General features: G+C 61.1%; 19 protein-coding genes. 17 read left to right on the top strand and 2 right to left on the bottom strand.

Features of this window, described 5'->3' with window-relative positions:
* Positions 1-84: 84 nt before the first annotated feature.
* The 6 genes from OKC40_RS09190 (at position 85) to galE (ending at position 6,299) form a co-directional block, all read left to right on the top strand.
* Positions 85-564, top strand: coding sequence for a DUF1456 family protein (locus tag OKC40_RS09190; RefSeq protein WP_042063090.1), 480 nt, complete (start codon positions 85-87; stop codon positions 562-564).
* 34 nt (positions 565-598) lie between these two features.
* Positions 599-1,486 carry an N-acetylmuramoyl-L-alanine amidase gene (locus OKC40_RS09195; RefSeq protein ID WP_182938199.1) on the top strand — a complete coding sequence of 296 codons (888 nt, stop codon included), beginning with the start codon at positions 599-601 and terminating at the stop codon, positions 1,484-1,486.
* Between the two features lie 155 nt (positions 1,487-1,641).
* Positions 1,642-2,109, top strand: coding sequence for a Dps family protein (locus OKC40_RS09200; protein WP_021229540.1), 468 nt, complete (start codon positions 1,642-1,644; stop codon positions 2,107-2,109).
* A 288-nt stretch (positions 2,110-2,397) separates the two neighbouring features.
* Complete coding sequence (hcp, locus tag OKC40_RS09205; protein WP_182939790.1) at positions 2,398-4,047, top strand: hydroxylamine reductase; 1,650 nt, start codon at positions 2,398-2,400, stop codon at positions 4,045-4,047.
* A 131-nt stretch (positions 4,048-4,178) separates the two neighbouring features.
* Positions 4,179-5,168, top strand: coding sequence for a hybrid-cluster NAD(P)-dependent oxidoreductase (locus OKC40_RS09210; RefSeq protein WP_182938200.1), 990 nt, complete (start codon positions 4,179-4,181; stop codon positions 5,166-5,168).
* 117 nt (positions 5,169-5,285) lie between these two features.
* On the top strand, positions 5,286-6,299 hold the full coding sequence (gene galE, locus OKC40_RS09215) for a UDP-glucose 4-epimerase GalE (RefSeq protein ID WP_270794915.1): 1,014 nt from the start codon (positions 5,286-5,288) through the stop codon (positions 6,297-6,299).
* A 70-nt stretch (positions 6,300-6,369) separates the two neighbouring features.
* Here galE and OKC40_RS09220 read toward each other — a convergent pair whose 3' ends face one another.
* On the bottom strand, positions 6,370-7,083 hold the full coding sequence (locus tag OKC40_RS09220; RefSeq protein WP_182938201.1) for a phosphatase PAP2 family protein: 714 nt from the start codon (positions 7,081-7,083) through the stop codon (positions 6,370-6,372).
* 258 nt (positions 7,084-7,341) lie between these two features.
* On the opposite strand from OKC40_RS09220, the gene mpl reads away from it, so the two are divergent.
* On the top strand, positions 7,342-8,712 hold the full coding sequence (gene mpl / locus OKC40_RS09225; RefSeq protein WP_182938202.1) for a UDP-N-acetylmuramate:L-alanyl-gamma-D-glutamyl-meso-diaminopimelate ligase: 1,371 nt from the start codon (positions 7,342-7,344) through the stop codon (positions 8,710-8,712).
* The gene (locus OKC40_RS09230) at positions 8,709-9,320 is read left to right on the top strand and encodes a flavin prenyltransferase UbiX (RefSeq protein ID WP_182938203.1); all 612 of its coding nucleotides are present in this window, start codon (positions 8,709-8,711) and stop codon (positions 9,318-9,320) included. Before mpl ends, OKC40_RS09230 begins: the two co-directional genes overlap by 4 nt.
* 70 nt (positions 9,321-9,390) lie before the next feature.
* Here the strand turns inward: OKC40_RS09230 and OKC40_RS09235 are convergent, their stop codons facing one another.
* Positions 9,391-10,005 carry a TetR/AcrR family transcriptional regulator gene (locus OKC40_RS09235; RefSeq protein WP_042656644.1) on the bottom strand — a complete coding sequence of 205 codons (615 nt, stop codon included), beginning with the start codon at positions 10,003-10,005 and terminating at the stop codon, positions 9,391-9,393.
* Positions 10,006-10,206: 201 nt separating this feature from the next.
* On the opposite strand from OKC40_RS09235, the gene hpt reads away from it, so the two are divergent.
* The 9 genes from hpt to OKC40_RS09280 all read left to right on the top strand — a co-directional run bounded on the left by hpt (position 10,207) and on the right by OKC40_RS09280 (position 17,835).
* Positions 10,207-10,737 (top strand): hypoxanthine phosphoribosyltransferase, encoded by a 531-nt coding sequence (hpt, locus tag OKC40_RS09240; RefSeq protein ID WP_005335618.1) that lies wholly within the window; start codon positions 10,207-10,209, stop codon positions 10,735-10,737.
* A gap of 111 nt (positions 10,738-10,848) precedes the next feature.
* A complete protein-coding gene (locus OKC40_RS09245) occupies positions 10,849-11,766 on the top strand; it encodes an ABC transporter ATP-binding protein (protein WP_042063102.1) in 918 nt (305 codons plus the stop codon).
* Positions 11,763-12,536, top strand: coding sequence for an ABC transporter permease (locus tag OKC40_RS09250; protein ID WP_042656642.1), 774 nt, complete (start codon positions 11,763-11,765; stop codon positions 12,534-12,536). The genes OKC40_RS09245 and OKC40_RS09250 overlap by 4 nt, the downstream gene beginning before the upstream one ends.
* Before the next feature lie 217 nt (positions 12,537-12,753).
* On the top strand, positions 12,754-13,905 hold the full coding sequence (locus tag OKC40_RS09255) for a double-cubane-cluster-containing anaerobic reductase (RefSeq protein ID WP_182938204.1): 1,152 nt from the start codon (positions 12,754-12,756) through the stop codon (positions 13,903-13,905).
* A gap of 9 nt (positions 13,906-13,914) precedes the next feature.
* On the top strand, positions 13,915-14,697 hold the full coding sequence (locus tag OKC40_RS09260) for an acyl-CoA dehydratase activase (RefSeq protein ID WP_182938205.1): 783 nt from the start codon (positions 13,915-13,917) through the stop codon (positions 14,695-14,697).
* A complete protein-coding gene (locus OKC40_RS09265) occupies positions 14,694-14,951 on the top strand; it encodes a DUF3343 domain-containing protein (protein WP_182938206.1) in 258 nt (85 codons plus the stop codon). The genes OKC40_RS09260 and OKC40_RS09265 overlap by 4 nt, the downstream gene beginning before the upstream one ends.
* Before the next feature lie 134 nt (positions 14,952-15,085).
* On the top strand, positions 15,086-16,096 hold the full coding sequence (locus tag OKC40_RS09270) for a sugar ABC transporter substrate-binding protein (RefSeq protein ID WP_058052511.1): 1,011 nt from the start codon (positions 15,086-15,088) through the stop codon (positions 16,094-16,096).
* Positions 16,097-16,855 carry an ATP-binding cassette domain-containing protein gene (locus tag OKC40_RS09275; protein WP_182938207.1) on the top strand — a complete coding sequence of 253 codons (759 nt, stop codon included), beginning with the start codon at positions 16,097-16,099 and terminating at the stop codon, positions 16,853-16,855.
* Positions 16,852-17,835 carry an ABC transporter permease gene (locus tag OKC40_RS09280; RefSeq protein WP_182938208.1) on the top strand — a complete coding sequence of 328 codons (984 nt, stop codon included), beginning with the start codon at positions 16,852-16,854 and terminating at the stop codon, positions 17,833-17,835. The genes OKC40_RS09275 and OKC40_RS09280 overlap by 4 nt, the downstream gene beginning before the upstream one ends.
* Positions 17,836-17,843 lie beyond the last annotated feature (8 nt).

A 17,843-nucleotide genomic window follows, 5' to 3' on the forward strand; every position in this document is an offset into this window, starting at 1 on the left:
TTGACCCGAACTGTACCGACCCCCGCTTTTTCTGACGCGAGGGCCGCCAGATGGTAAAGTTGCGCCGTTTACACAGGAGTCAGCATGACCAACAACGATATTCTGCGCCGTCTGCGCTACGCCCTCACCATCAGCAACGACGAGATGGTCGAGATGTTTGCCAAGGGCAACCTGACGGTCACTCACGCCCAGCTGCACAGCTGGTTGATGAAAGAGGCGGCGGAAGGTGAAGAGCAAGAGGCAGGCTATGTCGCCTGTCCCGACTCGGCCCTGAGCCAGTTCCTCGATGGCTTCATCATCGCGCGCCGTGGCGTGCGGGAAGATGCCCCGGCCCAGGTGATCCCGAACCGGATCAACAACAACATGATCCTGCGCAAGCTGCGCATCGGCCTCAACTACAAGGAAGAGGATATGCTCGGCACGCTCAAGCTCGCCGACTTCAACCTCTCCAAGTCCGAGCTCAGTGCCCTGTTCCGCTCCAAGGATCACAAGCACTATCAGGATTGCGGGGATCAGATCCTGCGCAACTTCCTGATCGGGCTCACTGCCAAGTACCGCAGCTAACCAGCAGCGCGACTGACCGGGCAGGGCCTTCGACATGTGCCAGCGACTCACTCCCCCCACGCTCAGCAGACTGGCTGTGGCAGGGGGATGGCGCTGGCGCTGTCTTCTTCCTCTCTTCTTTCTGCCACTAGTTCTACTGCTGGGTGGTTGTACTCCGTCCGAGTACCAGCTCTCTGCCCGCTATCAGAGCGCCAACCAGAACGAGCGGATCGCCTTTCTGATCCTCCACTACACCGACGAAGATGATGCCAACTCCCTGCGCCTGCTGACCGAGCCGGAGCACAAGGTGAGCGCCCACTACCTGATCCCCCGCGACAGCCGCGAGACCCCGCTACCGGTCTATCAGCTGGTGCTGGACAGTGCGCGCGCCTGGCATGCAGGGCGCAGCCGCTGGCACCAATATGCCGGGCTCAATGCCAGCTCCCTTGGCATCGAGATCGTCAACCTCGGCTATCCAGCGGAAGATGAGTCGTTGGCCCCCGATGCCCGCCGCTGGCAACCCTATACCCCGCAGCAGATTGCCGCCGTCGGCGCCCTCAGTCGGGAGCTGGTCGCCCGCTACCGCATTCCACCGACCCAGGTGCTGGGCCACAGCGATGTCGCCCCCGAGCGCAAGCAGGATCCCGGCCCCCACTTCCCCTGGCGCCAGCTCTATCTGACGTACGGGGTCGGCGCCTGGCCCGATGAAGATCGGGTAGCCGAGCTACTGGCCAGCCCCTTGCCCGACTGGGATGCGGCCATGTGGCAACAACAGCTGGCCCGCTATGGCTACGGCCTGCCCCGGAGCGGCCAGTGGGATGAGCAGAGCCGCGCCGTCATGCGCGCCTTTCAGCTCCACTTTCGCGCCAGCAAGGTCGATAGCGAAGCGGACCGCGAGTGTCAGGCCATCCTGATGGCGCTGCTCGAAAAATACTTCCCCTAATCCTCATCCATTGTCCCCGCTGCTGCGTACTGTTTGATAGCCGTTAGCTATCAAACAGTTAGGCACAAGCAATTGTCCCTGCATTTTGCAAGGCGTTATTCTGACTGCGTTCCAAAAGAGAATTTAAAACTGATTTCCAAATCTGGAGGTGAATGATGAAAAGCCCGATTGGTCTTGATACTGCTCAATCACAAGCCCTGGCAGCCGAGTTGAACAAATTGCTGGCCAGCTACCAGATCCTCTACATGAACGTGCGCGGCTTCCACTGGAATATCCGTGGCAACCAGTTCTTCGAACTGCACCTGAAATTTGAAGAGATTTACAACGACCTGCTGCTCAAAGTCGATGCGCTGGCCGAGCGGATCCTGACCCTGGACGGGGTGCCGATGCACAGCTTCAGCGACTACCTGAAAGTCTCTGCCATCCCCGAGCAGAAAGGGCTGCACGATGGCCGCGCCTGTGTCGAATCCCTGCTGGAGAGCTTCCGCGAACTGCTGGTCGCCCAGCGCCGCATTCTGGGTCAGGCCGCCGAAGCCGGTGATGAAGGCACCGCCTCCATCCTCTCCGACTATGTGCAGCAGCAGGAAAAACTGGTCTGGATGCTGCGCGCTTATCTGGCCTGATAGTGAACCAAGCTGACTACAGCATACGTATGCTTGCTTGAGTAAGTAGCGGGCCGGGGCACCTGACCTGACTCGGCCCAACCCGCTTGATTGTTATGTTCTGTTGCAAACCTGAGTTGTCTCTCCTTTTATCCACCCGCTTGCCGCCCTGTTTGGGCGGCTTTTTTTTATTTTTGATCTGCATCAAGGGAACCTTAATTGGCAAATTGAATGTCTATTAAGTTTTTCACGAGGGGAATAGAATCGCCACAAAACAAACAACTGAAATGTCCAATTAGGAGAGACATGATGTTTTGTGTGCAATGTGAACAGACAATTCGTACCCCGGCAGGCAACGGCTGTGCCTACGCACAAGGTATGTGCGGCAAGACGGCGGAAACCTCGGATCTGCAAGATGTGCTGATCTATACCCTGCAGGGGCTCAGCGCCTGGGCGCTGGCCGCCCGCGAGCAGGGCATCATCGACCGCGAAATCGATGCCTTCGTGCCCAAGGCCTTCTTCGCCACCCTCACCAACGTCAACTTCGACTCGAATCGCATCGTGGCCTACGTCAATCAGGCCCTCGCTTATCGCCAGCAGCTGGCCGAGCGGCTGACCGCCATGGCGGTGCAGGTCAACGACTTGCCGCAATCCGCTCACTTCGAGCCCGGCGCCGAGCTGCTGGAACAGCTCGCCCATGCTGCGCCAGCCGCCCCCAATCGGGGCAAGAGCGAGGTGAACGAAGATATCATGGGGCTGCGCCTGCTCTGCCTCTACGGCCTCAAGGGCGCCGCCGCCTACATGGAGCACGCCCGGGTGCTGGATCAGCAGAGTGACGAGGTGGCCGCCGAATTCCACCGCATCATGAGCTGGCTCAGCACAGACCCGAGCGAAATGGGTCGGCTGTTTAACTGCGCCATGGAGATCGGTCAGCTCAACTTCAAAATCATGGAGATGCTGGATCTCGGTGAAACCAGCGCCTTCGGCCATCCGGAACCGACCCAGGTCAGAGTCACCTCCATCCCCGGCAAGTGCATTCTGGTCTCCGGCCACGACATGATGGATCTCAAGCTCATTCTGGAGCAGACCAAGGGGACCGGCATTCATGTCTACACCCACGGCGAGATGCTGCCCGCACTGGCCTATCCCTTCTTCAAGCAGTACCCCCATCTGGTGGGCAACTACGGCTCCGCCTGGCAAAACCAGCAGAAGGAGTTTGCCAACTTCCCGGGCGCCGTGGTGATGACCTCCAACTGCATCATCGACCCGAACGTAGGCAACTACAGTGACCGCATCTTCACCCGCTCCATCGTCGGCTGGCCGGGCGTCACTCATCTGGAAGGGGATGATTTCTCCGCCGTGATCGCCAAGGCTCTGGCACTCGATGGCTTCAAACACACCGAACTCGAGCACTTCATCACCATCGGCTTTGCCCGCAACGCCCTGATGCAGGCCGCGCCCGCGGTGATTGAGAAGGTCAAAGCCGGGGAGATCAGCCACTTCTTCCTGGTGGGTGGCTGTGACGGCGACAAGGCCGAGCGCGCCTACTTCACCGAGTTTGCCAAGGCGGCACCGCGCGACAGCCTGCTGCTCACGCTGGGCTGCGGCAAGTACAAGTTCAACAAGCTCGACTTTGGCGACATCGGCGGCATTCCGCGCCTGCTGGACGTGGGTCAGTGCAACGATGCCTACTCCGCCATTCAGCTGGCGCTGGCGCTCTCCGAGGCGTTCGAGTGCGGGGTCAACGATCTGCCGCTGACGCTGGTGCTCTCCTGGTTCGAGCAGAAAGCCATCGTCATTCTGCTCACCCTGCTGTCGCTCGGGGTGAAAGACATTCGTACCGGCCCGACCGCCCCCGCCTTCCTCACCCCGGCCCTGCTCAAGGTGCTGGAGGAGCAGTTTGGCCTGAAAGGGACCACCACGGCCGAGGCTGACTTGGCCGAGATCCTGGCGGCCTGAGCGGTTCCATATCTGCCTTACACGCTCAGTATGTTGTAAGCATTTGGCGAGCCGCCCGGCTCGCCTTTTTTCTGGCCCCGGCTTTTTCATCAGACGTTTTTCAACCCGTTTCAAACATAAGGAGCCTTGTGATGACCTCTCTCACGCTCACCTGCATTGGCCGCCAACAGAACACCCACGACGTAGTGAGCTGGCAGCTGGCGCCGCTTTCTGGCAGCCTTCCTCCCGTGCTGGCTGGCCAGTGCATCACCCTGCATACCGAGATCGACGGCCAGCCGGAGTGCCGCGCCTATACCCTCTCCTCCAGCCCGCAGGATGCGTGCTGGCAGGTGACTATCAAGGATGTGGGACGGGTCTCCCGCCATCTGCACCAGACCTTGCAGGTGGGAGACAAGATCCGGGCCGATGGCCCGTTCGGCGAGTTCAACCTGACCAACCTCCCTTGCGAGCGGCCGCTGCTGCTCAGCGCTGGTTCCGGCATCACCCCCATGTGGGCCATGCTGCGGGACGAGCTCGCCAAACGACCGGATGCCGATATCCGCTTTATTCACAGCGCCCGCTCGCCAGCAGATGTGATCTTTGCCGAGGAGCTGACTGCGCTGACTAAGGCACATATCGGGCTACGTCATGCATTCGTGCTGGAGCACGCTCCGGCTGACCACCCCTGGATTGGCCGACTCACCCCCACCATGTTGGCCGAACTGGCCCCTGACCTGCGCGAACGCCATGTCTATCTCTGCGGCCCAACCTCCTATATGGCGGCGGTCAGCACCATGCTGGCAGAGCTGGGATTGCCGCCGGAGCAGTTGCATCAGGAGTCCTTTGGTCTTCCTCCCGCAGAGCCCGCCACGACCACCAGCGACCACTTCTGGCTGACCCTGAAAAAGAGCGGCAAGAAAGTGAAAATTTTGCCGGGCCAGACCCTGCTGGCGGCGCTGGAAACAGCGGGCGAAACCATGATGGCAGCTTGTCGCGCCGGCGTATGTGGCGCCTGCAGGTGCTCCACCGAGGGGGATATCGAGCGCCAGAGCGTGATGACCCTGAGTGCGCAGGATCTGGAGAGCGGCGTTGCTCTGGCCTGCTCCTGCACCGCGAAAGGGGATATCAGCCTCGATTATTGAGGCGTGGTAAAGGCTTTCTTGAGCAGTAACGAAGGCTTCATTGGCATCCCAAGCTTTTCCAGAGCAGACAGGACGGGTAGACTCTGCCCCCAGTTTCACCAGAACACGGGATAAAAAATGACAATACTGGTCACAGGGGGCGCCGGCTATATCGGCTCCCACACCCTGGTTGAGCTGCTCGGCGCGGGGCAGCAGGTCGTGGTACTCGACAACCTATCCAACTCCTCACCGGAGTCACTCAAGCGGGTCGAGCAGATCACCGGCAAACCGGTCACCTTCGTCGAAGGGGATGTGCTGGACAGAGCCTGCCTGCAGCAGCTGTTTGCCAACCACCAGATCGAATCGGTGATCCACTTCGCGGGCCTCAAGGCAGTCGGAAAGTCGAGCCAGATCCCGCTCACCTACTACCAGAACAACATCAGCGGCACTCTGGTGCTGTGCGAAGAGATGGCCAAGGCCGGGGTTTTCCGGCTGGTGTTCAGCTCCTCGGCCACCGTCTATGGCGATCCCGCTTCGGTGCCGCTGCGGGAAGATTTCCCTACCAGTGCCACCAACCCCTACGGTCGCTCCAAGCTGATGGTGGAGGAGATCCTCCGTGATCTCGCCAAATCCGATCCCCGCTGGGCCATCGTACTGCTGCGCTACTTCAACCCGGTCGGCGCCCACGAGAGCGGTCTGATTGGTGAAGACCCCAACGGCATCCCCAACAACCTGCTGCCCTATATCAGCCAGGTGGGTGTCGGCAAGCTCAAGGAGCTGGGGGTATTTGGTAATGACTACCCAACGCCAGACGGCACCGGCGTGCGCGACTACATCCATGTAGTGGATCTGGCCATAGGCCACCTGAAAGCACTGGCGCGCATCAAGCGCGACACCGGCGTCTTCACCTACAATCTGGGCACCGGTCAGGGTTACTCGGTACTGGAGATGGTCAAAGCGTTCGAGGCCGCCAGCGGCCGCCCCATACCCTACCAGATCAAACCCCGTCGCCCGGGCGACATCGCCGAGTGCTGGGCCGAGCCGACGCTGGCCCGTGCCGAGCTGGGCTGGCAGGCAGAGCGCGGTCTGGAGCAGATGATGGTCGATACCTGGCGCTGGCAAAGCAACAACCCGAACGGCTATCAAGGCTGATGATCTAGCGGGTTGATAACAAAACGCCCCGACATTTTCATGTCGGGGCGTTTTATTTTGCGACGCTCAATCAGTGGGTCTGGCAGTGGGTCTGGCTGCGCAGCAACGGCAATGGCGCGAGATAGGGAACGATTCGCGCGATCAGCCGATCCGCCAGCGGGGTGAGCAGTAACCAGGGCAGGCAGAGGGTCGCCAGCCCCAGTGCGCCGACATAGACGTCGGTAAACCAGTGGGCCCCCGCCAGAATGCGCGGCGCGGAAAAGATCGGCACCATCAGCAGCGCACTGACACCGGCCCAGCGCGGCAGATAACGCAAGGCGTAACCGGCGAAGATCATCAGGAACAGGGCGTGATCCCCCGGGAAGCTATCGCCGGAAGAGTCCTTGGTCGGGATCGCACTGAGATGGGTGACTCGCAAGGCGTCGCTCACCATCAGAGTCGGGCTGGGGCGCTCCACCGGCAGTTGATGACCAAGCTGATTGATCGCCAGCGCACTGAACAGCATCACAATGCCCATCGCCACCAGCTGGCGACGACCCGCCAGATCCCGGGCGAAGAAACAGCGGGCCAGGATCAGTCCCATACAGGCGAGTACCGCCAGATCGAACAGCCGGTTATTGGTGATGGCCACCAGATCGGGCCACAACGGCGACTGCCCGAGCCAGCCGTTAACGGTATGAAAAATCGCGAGGTCCCACTGATCCCAGGGACCATGAGCGGGCAGCGCAGCCCAACTGATGGCCACCAGACCACCGACCAGATAGCAAAGCAGGAACTTGCCCATGGGGACTCTCCGTTGGAAAAGGGCGATATGATAAAACTGTAGAGTGCGTCACAAAACCGAAGAATTGTAAGAAAGTGCGACACGAAATCAAGCCTCAAATAAAACCGACCCACCCATTCCAGCCTCGCACGCCCGAACAGTGACAAGATTTCTGCTTCCGGGGCAGCATCTGTGGGCCTCTCACCATGAGTGCGGCTTGTGCCACCACCGCAACACCCCCTAGAATGCGCACTTCCCTTTACTGCGAAAGGAAGCGGTATGCATATTCACATTCTCGGGATCTGCGGCACCTTTATGGGTGGTCTGGCGGTGTTGGCAAAACAGCTTGGTTACCGGGTGACCGGCTCAGACGCCAACGTCTATCCCCCCATGAGCACCCAGCTCGAGCAACAGGGCATCGAACTGACCGAAGGCTATGACCCCTCCCAACTCGATCCGGCGCCGGATCTGGTGGTGATCGGCAACGCCATGAGCCGCGGCAACCCCTGTGTTGAATATGTGCTGGACCGCAATCTGCCCTACATCTCCGGCCCCCAGTGGCTGCTGGAGCACGTGCTGCAGGATCGCTGGGTGCTGGCCGTAGCCGGCACCCACGGCAAGACCACCACCGCCAGCATGCTGGCCTGGGTGCTGGAGTACGCCAAGCTGGAGCCCGGTTTCCTGATCGGCGGCGTACCGGGCAACTTCCCGGTCTCGGCACGTCTCGGCTCTGCCCCCTTCTTCGTCATCGAGGCGGACGAGTATGACTGCGCCTTCTTCGACAAGCGTTCCAAGTTCGTCCACTACCACCCGCGCACCCTGGTGATGAACAATCTGGAGTTCGACCACGCGGACATCTTCCCGGATCTCGCCGCCATCCAGCGCCAGTTCCACCACCTGATGCGCACCGTACCGAGCAACGGCCGGGTGCTGTTCCCGCAAGCCGATCACAACCTCACGGCCGTGCGCAAGATGGGCTGCTGGAGCGAAGTGGAGCTGGTGGGTCAGGACGACGCCAAGTGGAAAGCGGTGAAACTGGCCGATGACGGCTCTGCCTTCGAGGTGTGGCTGGATGGGCAGAAGCAGGGCGAGGTGCACTGGGAGTGCATCGGCGAGCACAACGTCAACAACGGTCTGATGGCCATCGCGGCCGCCCGCCATGCTGGTGTCATGGTGGAGCACGGCATCGCAGCCCTCTGCCAGTTCAAATCCCCCAAGCGGCGGATGGAGCTCAAGGGCGAGGTGGCTGGCATCAGCGTCTATGACGACTTTGCCCACCACCCCACCGCCATCGAGACCACCCTCGGCGGTCTGCGCGCCAAGGTAGGCGGCTCACGTATTCTGGCGGTGCTGGAGCCTCGCTCCAACACCATGAAGCTGGGGGTTCACAAGGAGGAGTTGGCTGGCTGCTTCGATGGCGCTGACGAGGTGTTCTTCTTCCAGCCGCCCAACATCGGCTGGGATCTCGGCGAGGTGACAGCCCATATGACCAGACCGGCCAAGGTGTTCAACGATCTGGAGACCCTGATCAACCGGCTGGTGGCCGAGAGCCGCGATGGCGACCATATTCTGATCATGAGCAACGGCGGCTTCGGCGGCATTCATGACAAGCTGATCGCCCGCCTCAAGGATTACCACGGCGAACTATGAACAAAGCGATCACCCTGGCGCTGACCGGTGCCTCCGGCGCCCCCTACGCCCTACGCCTGCTCCAGTGTCTCGTGCAGGCAGACTATCGGGCCTACCTGCTCGCCTCCTCGGCGGCCAGAGTGGTGCTCAAGACCGAGCAGCAGCAGGAGTGGCCCGGCTCGCCGAAAGAGCTCTCTGCCTATCTCTGCCGCCAATATGGCGCCAAAGAGGGTCAGATAGTTGCTTGCGGCAAGGAGGAGTGGTTCTCGCCGGTGGCTTCCGGCTCGGCAGCACCGAAACAGATGGTGGTCTGCCCCTGCTCCATGGGCACCGTCTCGGCCATTGCCAACGGCACCTCGGACAACCTGCTGGAGCGGGCGGCGGATGTGGTGATCAAGGAGCGCGGCCAGCTGATCCTGGTGCCCCGCGAAACCCCTTTCTCGGCGATCCATCTGGAGAACATGTTGAAACTGGCGCGGCTCGGGGTGACCATCATGCCTGCCGCTCCCGGTTTCTATCATGAGCCGAAAAGCATCGAGGATCTGGTGGACTTTATGGTCGCCCGCATCCTCGATCATCTCGGTGTCGAGCATGAGCTGACCCGCCGCTGGGGCTATGGCCACCAGTGAAGTAACTGCCACATCCGGCCATAAAAAAAGGCGCCCCCTCGATGAGGGGCGCCTTTTTCGTTAAGCCGTATCAGCAAGCCTGAATAGGTGCCGTCACGTACTTGAACAGGAAATCAGTCACCTCTTCGCGCGCCGGGCGCTGGGGTTGATTGATCATCTGCATCATCACATAGCCAAAACCGGTCAAAGAGCGGGCCAGATCCTGTGCCGACAGCACGCTGGTGATCTCCCCTGCATCCATGGCGGTTTGCAGCTCGCTGGCGATCAGCTCAAGGCACTGATCGAGCAGCCGGGTATAGCGGGGCCATACCTCTTCCCGAACCGATGAACTCCACTCCAGCCAGATACCGGCATAATCCGGTTGATCGTAGGCGGCATCGACAGAGAGGCGGACATGACGCTGGATCTTGTCGAAAATGGAGCCCTGGTCACCATATGCCTGCGACAGCATCTGGTTCACAAAGCGTTCGATCTCGGCCAGCACCTCATCAACCAACTCCTCGCGGGTGTTGAAATAGTTGAAGACGGTAGCCACAGAGACCTTGGCCTGTTCGGCTATCTCGGCGTGACCTGCACGGCCAATGCCGCGACGGGAGAACACCTCGATGGCACATTCCATCAATTGGGAGCGACGAGCTTCCGGCGACAACCGGGTACGACGTCTTATTTCTGCGCGTGGTTCCATAGTTTTTATCATCTAATAGTTATTGATTATGGTGTTTATAGTATTTTAACTAATCATGCCTGAGTGCCTGCTAACTCTATCAATTAAAATAAGCCGATAAAAGCACCACGTATCTCTAGCACCCTTCGACATGAGTGGTAGAATCATCGGTTTTGATATTCATGAACGGCCAAATCCCCTTTGGCCTTATGGGAGTAAGTGATGAAACACACCGTCGAGGTGATGATCTCCGAGGCTGAAGTAGCCGCCCGGATCGCCAAATTGGGTGAAGAGATCACCGCCCGCTATCAGGGTTCTGACGAAGTCGTGATGATTGCGCTGCTGCGCGGTTCCTGCATCTTCCTGGCCGACCTCTGCCGCCAGTGCCAGCTGCCCATCACCCTGGACTTCATGACCGCCTCCAGCTACGGCTCCGGCATGCACAGCACCCGTGACGTCCGCATCCTCAAAGACCTGGACGATGACATCAAGGGCAAGGATGTGGTGATCGTGGAAGACATCATCGACACCGGTTACACCCTCAACAAGGTGCGCGAGATCCTCTCCCTGCGCGAGCCGAAATCCCTGGCCATCTGCACCCTGCTGGACAAACCCTCCCGCCGCGAAGTGCAGGTGCCGGTCGACTGGATTGGCTTTGCCATCCCGGACGAATTCGTGGTCGGCTGTGGCATCGACTACGCCCAGAAGTACCGCAACCTGCCGTTTATCGGCAAAGTGGTACCCCAGGAGTAAGCCAGGTTCAGGAATATCACGGGTGAAGTGGCCTTGCGCCCTTTACTCTGTGCAGGCGGCCTTGGCCGCCTTTTCTGTATCGAGCCGGATTCAACCATCACAGAGGTTGCAATGAACGCACTGGAAATCAGCGGCCTGAAAAAGACCTATCAGGGGGGCGTCGAAGCCCTTAAAGGCATCGATCTGACCGTCAGGCAGGGGGACTTCTTCGCCCTGCTCGGCCCGAACGGCGCGGGCAAATCCACCACCATCGGCGTCATCAGCTCGCTGGTGAACAAGAGCGCCGGCAAGGTGAAGGTATTTGGCTACGACATCGACAGCGATCTGGAACAGGCCAAGGCCCAGCTCGGGCTGGTGCCGCAGGAGTTCAACTTCAGCCAGTTCGAGAAGGTGATCCAGATTGTCACCCATCAGGCAGGTTTCTACGGCGTGCCCAAGGCGGAAGCGAAGATCCGCGCCGAGAAGTACCTGCGCCAGCTCGACCTGTGGGAGAAGCGCGACATGCCTGCCCGCACCCTCTCCGGCGGCATGAAGCGTCGCCTGATGATCGCCCGCGCCCTGATGCACGAGCCCAAACTGCTGATCCTCGATGAACCGACCGCCGGGGTCGATATCGAGATCCGCCGCTCCATGTGGACCTTCCTCAAGGAGCTCAACGAGCAGGGCGTCACCATCATCCTCACCACCCACTATCTGGAAGAGGCGGAGATGCTCTGCCGCAACATCGGCATCATCGACAAGGGTCGCCTGATCGAGAACACCAGCATGAAAAACCTGCTGGGCAAGCTGGGTCGCGAGACCTTCCTGCTCGACCTTGCGCCAGGTTCTGCCGTACCCGAGGTACCAGAGTTCAACGGCCGCATGCCGGATGAGCGCACCCTCGAGGTGGATCTCGACAAGAGCCAGTCACTCAACAGCCTGTTCGAGCAGCTGTCGAATCAGCAGGTGCAGGTCGTGAGCATGCGCAACAAGGCCAACCGACTGGAAGAGCTGTTCGTCAATCTGGTCGAAGAGGGGAGAAAAGCATGAATCTGGCCACCTATTACATCGCCTTCAAGAGCATTCTGGCCAAGGAAGTGAGCCGCTTTACCCGGATCTGGATCCAGACCCTGGTGCCACCGGCCATCACCATGAGCCTCTACTTCGTCATCTTCGGCAACCTGATCGGTTCGCGCATCGGTGACATGGGCGGCTTCAGCTACATGGAGTTCATCGTGCCCGGCCTCATCATGATGTCGGTGATCACCAACTCCTACTCCAACGTCGCCTCCTCCTTCTTCAGCGCCAAGTTCCAGCGCAATATCGAGGAGATGCTGGTGGCACCGGTGCCCAACTACGTCATCATCGCCGGTTATGTGGGCGGTGGCGTGGCACGCGGCCTCTGTGTCGGCCTCATCGTCACCCTGGTGTCGCTGTTCTTCGTACCGCTGCAGATCCACCATCTGTTCAGCGTCTGCTTCACCGTGCTGCTCACCTCGATCCTCTTCTCGCTGGGCGGGCTGATCAACGCGGTGTTTGCCAAGACGTTCGACGACATCAGCATCATCCCCACCTTCGTGCTGACACCGCTCACCTATCTGGGCGGGGTGTTCTACTCCATCAGCCTGCTGCCGCCGTTCTGGCAGGGTGTCTCCCAGGTGAACCCCATCATTTACATGGTGAACGCGTTCCGCTACGGCTTCCTCGGTATCTCCGACGTGCCGCTCGGCACCGCCTACCTCATCATCATCGGCTTTATCGTGGCCCTCTACGGTATCGCCTGGTGGCTCATCTCTCGGGGCACCGGGCTGCGTCACTGACGACATGTAACGGGCACCTCGCGGTGCCCGTTGTTTATTCTCATCCCCCTCTCTTCATCACACATCAGATAACCTCCCTGTTATTAAGGCTTTATCCGGCACCTTGTGATCCACCGCAATTTTCGGATTACCCCCAAAGGTATAATTCCCGCGGTTGGAAGAGCCGTGATGGACGGCCTCTTCCTCTCTCTCATTTCCCAGCAGGACAGGATCGCTTATGTCACTGATCACCGAGTTGCCAGCCATTTTCGAGAGTTTTTCAGATGCCCGTCGTCAGGGCTTTCTGGCTGTGATGGCACTCAAGGAGCGACAGATCCCCCTGGTCGGAACCTACTGCACCTTCATGCCGCAGGAGGTGGCGATGGCCGCTGGCGCCGTGGTGGTATCGCTCTGCTCCACCAGCGACGAGACCATCGAGGAGGCCGAGAAAGATCTGCCCCGCAACCTCTGCCCGCTGATCAAAAGCAGCTATGGGTTCGGCAAGACCGACAAGTGCCCCTACTTCTACTTCTCCGATCTGGTGGTGGGTGAGACCACCTGCGACGGCAAGAAGAAGATGTACGAGTACATGGCCGAGTTCAAACCGGTGCACGTGATGCAGTTGCCCAACCGCGCTGATGACGAGGCCTCCCGCACCCTGTGGCGCAGCGAGATCGTCCGCTTCAAGGCGCTGCTGGAGCAGCAGTTCGGCCAGCCCATCAGCGAGCAGGCGCTGCGAGATGCCATCGTGCTGAAAAACCGCGAACGCCGCGCGTTGGCCGACTTCTACCGGCTGGGCCAGCTCAATCCCCCGGCACTGAGCGGCACCGACCTGCTCAAGGTGGTCTATGGCGCCACCTTCCGCTTCGACAAGGAGCAGCTCATCAGCGAGTTGCAAGAGATGACCCGCCGCATCAAGGCCGAGTATGCCGAGGGCAAGCGGCTCGACGCCCGTCCGCGCATCCTCATCACCGGCTGCCCCATCGGCGGTGCGGCCGACAAGGTAGTGCGCCTCATCGAGGAGCACGGCGGCTGGGTGGTGGGATACGAGAACTGCACCGGTGCCAAGGCGACCGAACAGTGCGTCAGCGAACAGGGTGACCCCTACGACGCCCTGACCGACAAGTATCTGGCCATCGGCTGCTCCTGCATCTCCCCCAACCACCAGCGCATGACGCTGCTGAGCCAGATGGTGGAGGAGTATCAGGCGGACGGAGTGATCGACGTGATCCTGCAGGCTTGCCACACCTATGCGGTGGAGTCACTGGCCATCAAGCGCCACGTGCGCGAACGCCACGGCATCCCCTACATGGCGGTCGAGACCGACTACTCCAGCGCCGACAAGGGACAACTGGCAACCCGGCTGGCCGCCTTTATCGAAATGCTGTAAGGAGGCGCCGTGTCACTCTCCATCGGGATTGACTCGGGCTCCACCGCGACCAAAGGGATCCTGTTCGACAGCCGGGATGGCGGACGCATCGTCCGCCGTTTTCTGGTGCCGACCCCCTTTCGTCCGTTGGCTGCCATCGAGCAAGGCTGGGCTGAACTCTCGGCCGATTTGCCAGAACGCCCCCATCTCACCCTGACCGGCTATGGCCGGGATCTGGCGTCGTTCGCCGATCGCCGGGTCACCGAGATCTCCTGCCACGGGCTGGGCGCTCGCCTGCTCTGCCCATCGGTACACACCGTCATCGACATCGGCGGCCAGGATAGCAAGGTGATCCAGCTCGATGGCGACGGCAACCTCACCGACTTTCTGATGAACGACAAGTGCGCCGCCGGTACCGGCCGCTTTCTCGAGGTGATCACCCGCACCCTGGGGGCGCGAGTCGAGCAGCTCGACGAGCTGCTGGAGGGAGCAGAGCCCCACGACATCAGCAGCATGTGTACCGTGTTTGCCGAGTCGGAGGCGATCAGCCTGCGCTCGGCGGGGATTCCGGCCGAGTCGATCCTCGCGGGCATCGTCCGATCCATGGCCCGGCGCAGTGCCAACTTCATCGGCCGCCTCGGCGCCAGACCGACGGTGCTCTTTACTGGCGGCGTCAGCCACTGCGCCACCTTCCGCCACTATCTGGCCGAAGGGTTGGGCTGCGAAGTCGCCACCCATCCGGATGCCCAGTTTGCCGGTGCGCTGGGGGCCGCCCTATTCGGTGCCCGCGCCAGCACGGGAGGCAAGTCATGAACGAGGAGTTTCTCTACCTGTTCCACTCCACCCTCGGCACGATCAGGCTGCGCAAGCGGCTGGAGCAGTACGGCCAGTCGTTTCGGGTCTGCGACGTACCGCGCCAGCTCAGCGCTGGCTGCGGCCTCGCCATTCGCCTCCACTGCCCGCCTGAGGAGTGGCAGCAGTGGTGCCAGCACGGCGAAACCGCCGCCGTCTTTCGCTGCGAAGCGGACGGCGACTATCAGGAGCTGGCCCGCTATCCAGCCGTGTGAGCCTGCAGGAACCACCCCATTTGACCGCCCGACACCCGATCGTGGCAGCAACCACATTTACCCGGCGCGTTGAATGGCCTGTGCCTCACCGCAGGCGATCCACCGCGCCCGCATTTACAACAAGGAGAAACACAATGCACAACACGCACACTGGCAATACTCACACGGCCAAACGCTGGCTGACCGGCCTGCTGATGTCCGGCTGCCTGCTCGCCTCCCAGGTGGGCGCAGCCCCCTCCGGCAAGGATATGACCATCTGGTTTGATCTCGGCGGCCCGGTCGGCGAATCCTACGTCACCGTGGTGCAGAATGGCGCCAAACAGGCGGCTGAAGATCTGGGGGTAGATCTGCGACTGGTCTACTCCGACTGGCAACCCCAGAAAATGATCGAGAACTTCAAGCAGGCAGTGGCCGCCAAGCCCACCGGCATCGTGGTGATGGGCCACCCCGGTGACAGCGCCTACCAGCCGCTGATTGCCGACGCCATCACCAAGGGGATCAAGGTGACCTCGGTGGACACCGAGCTCTCCGGCACCATGGCCAATGAATTGAGCAACGGCTTTGGCTACGTGGGCGACAACAACGCCACCCGCGGCATCAATCTGGCCAAAGAGGCCCTGCGCCGCAGCGGCCTGAAGAAGGGTGACCGCGCCATGGTGTGGGGCATCAAGGATATCGCCCAGCGCAGCGACTCTACCCGTGGCCTGATCAAGACCCTGGAAGAGGCGGGCATGAAGGTCGACTTCATCCAGATCTCGCAAGAAGTGGACAAAGACCCGTCCCTGGGTGCCCCGGTCGTCACCTCCTATCTGGCCACTCACCCCGACGTGAAGATGGTGCTGGTGGATCACGGTGCCCTGACCGCCCAGATGGGCAACTTCCTGCGCAACGCCGCCGTCAAACCCGGTGAGCTGTTTGTCGCCGGTTTCAGCCTCTCCCCCGCCACCGCAGACGGGATCCAGTCCGGTTATGTGCAACTGGTAGCCGATTGCCAACCCTACCTGATGGGTTACCTCTCGGTGGTCCAGCTGGTGCTGAGCGAGCGTTACGGCTTTGCCGGGCTGGACATCAACACCGGGGCCGGTTTTGTCACCAAAGACAACATCGCGCTCATCGCCCCGCTGGCGGCCAAAGGTCTGCGCTAAATGGCGCCACTGGCCCTCGAGCTGCACGGGCTGAACAAATGGTTCGGCCCGGTGCAGGCCCTGCGGGATATCCATTTCCAGCAGCGGGCGGGTGAAGTGGTGGCCCTGCTTGGCGACAATGGCGCGGGCAAGTCGACCCTGATCCGGGTCATTGCCGGTGCCGAACCGTTCGGCAGCGGAACCCTGACCGTTGCCGGGCAGACGGTGGCTGGCGATCGCTACGATGTGCCCACCGCCCGTCGACTCGGCATCGAGACCGTCTATCAGAGCGGCGCCCTTGGCGAGCAGCAGAGCGTCTGGCGCAACCTCTTTCTGGGGCGCCATCTGCGCAATCGCTGGGGCTTTATCGACCGGCAAGAAGAGCGATGCCGGGCCGCCGAGCTGCTGCGGGTGCTCCATTTTCGCGGCATCGGTGCCAACGTCGATGCGCCGGTCAGCCTGCTCTCTGGCGGCGAACGACAGGGGCTGGCCATCGGCCGCGCCATGCTGTTTGATGCCCGGCTGGTGATCCTCGATGAGCCGACCACCGCCCTATCCCTCGGTGAGGTAGAGAAGGTGCTCAGCTTTATCGAACAGTTGCGGGCCCAGGGCCGCGCCTGCCTGCTGATCACCCACAACATGGCCGATGCCTACCGGGTCGCCGACCGCTTCGTGGTCATGGACAGGGGTGCCATCGTCGCCCAGTACCACAAGGCCGACATGACCCTCCCGGCCCTGCAACAGGCGCTGCTCGATGCCGTCAGAAGGGGTAGCCAATGAGACACTTCCTGCTCGCCCATCGGGCGCCTTTACTGACCGGGCTGATCCTGCTGCTGCTGTGGGGGTTGTTTGCCAGCATCAGTCCGGTCACCTTTTTCCATGGCCGGATCTACACCTCCCTGCTCTCGACCATTCCGCTGACCATCCTGCTGGCGCTGGGCATGACCCTGTTGATCATCGCCCGCGAGATCGACATGAGCTTTCCTGCGGTCATCGCGCTGGGGGGATTTATCTTCGCCTGGCTGTTCCAGCACACCGGCTCGCCGCTGCTGGCACTGCTGGGGGCGATGGCGGGCGGGCTGCTGTGCGGGCTGCTCAACGCCCTGCTGATCGTGCAGTTCCAGATCCCCTCCATCATCGCCACCATCGGTACCCAGTTCTTTATCGGCGGTCTCACTACTGTGCTGGCCGACGGGCTGGCCCTCAGCCTGCCCGAGATCCGCGACACCCTGCTCCATACCCTGCTGACTGGCAGAGTGTGGGAGTGGCTGCCCGCCCAGGCCCTCTGGAGCCTGCTGGCAGCGCTGCTGCTCTGGCTGCTGCTGGCTCATCACGAGCTGGGTGACAATATCAACTTCATCGGAGACAACCCGGAGGCTGCACGCCTGATGGGGGTGCCGGTCAACCGGATGCGGCTCGGCCTCTTCATGCTGATGGGGCTGCTCGCAGCGCTGGTCGGGGTGCTGATCAGCGTCGAGATGAGCAGCTGGTGGCCCAATCAGGGGCAGGGTTACATGCTGCTGGTGTTTGCCTCTGTGTTCATTGGCGGCACCTCGGTACTGGGGGGCAGAGGCACTCTGCTGGGCAGCCTGTTTGGCGCCTGCATCATCGGCATGCTGGAGGCGGGCATCATCAGCGCCGGTCTCGACGGCTTCTGGACCCGACTGGTCTACGGGGTGATGATCCTCGCCGCCCTGATGATCCACGGCAGCATGCTGCAACTTCAACAGGGACGCTGGCGTTCCCGTTTTTTAAAATAAGGTTCTGA

Source organism: Aeromonas sp. QDB11, assembly GCF_027705265.1.
In the GTDB taxonomy this organism is placed as follows: Bacteria; Pseudomonadota; Gammaproteobacteria; order Enterobacterales; family Aeromonadaceae; genus Aeromonas; species Aeromonas allosaccharophila.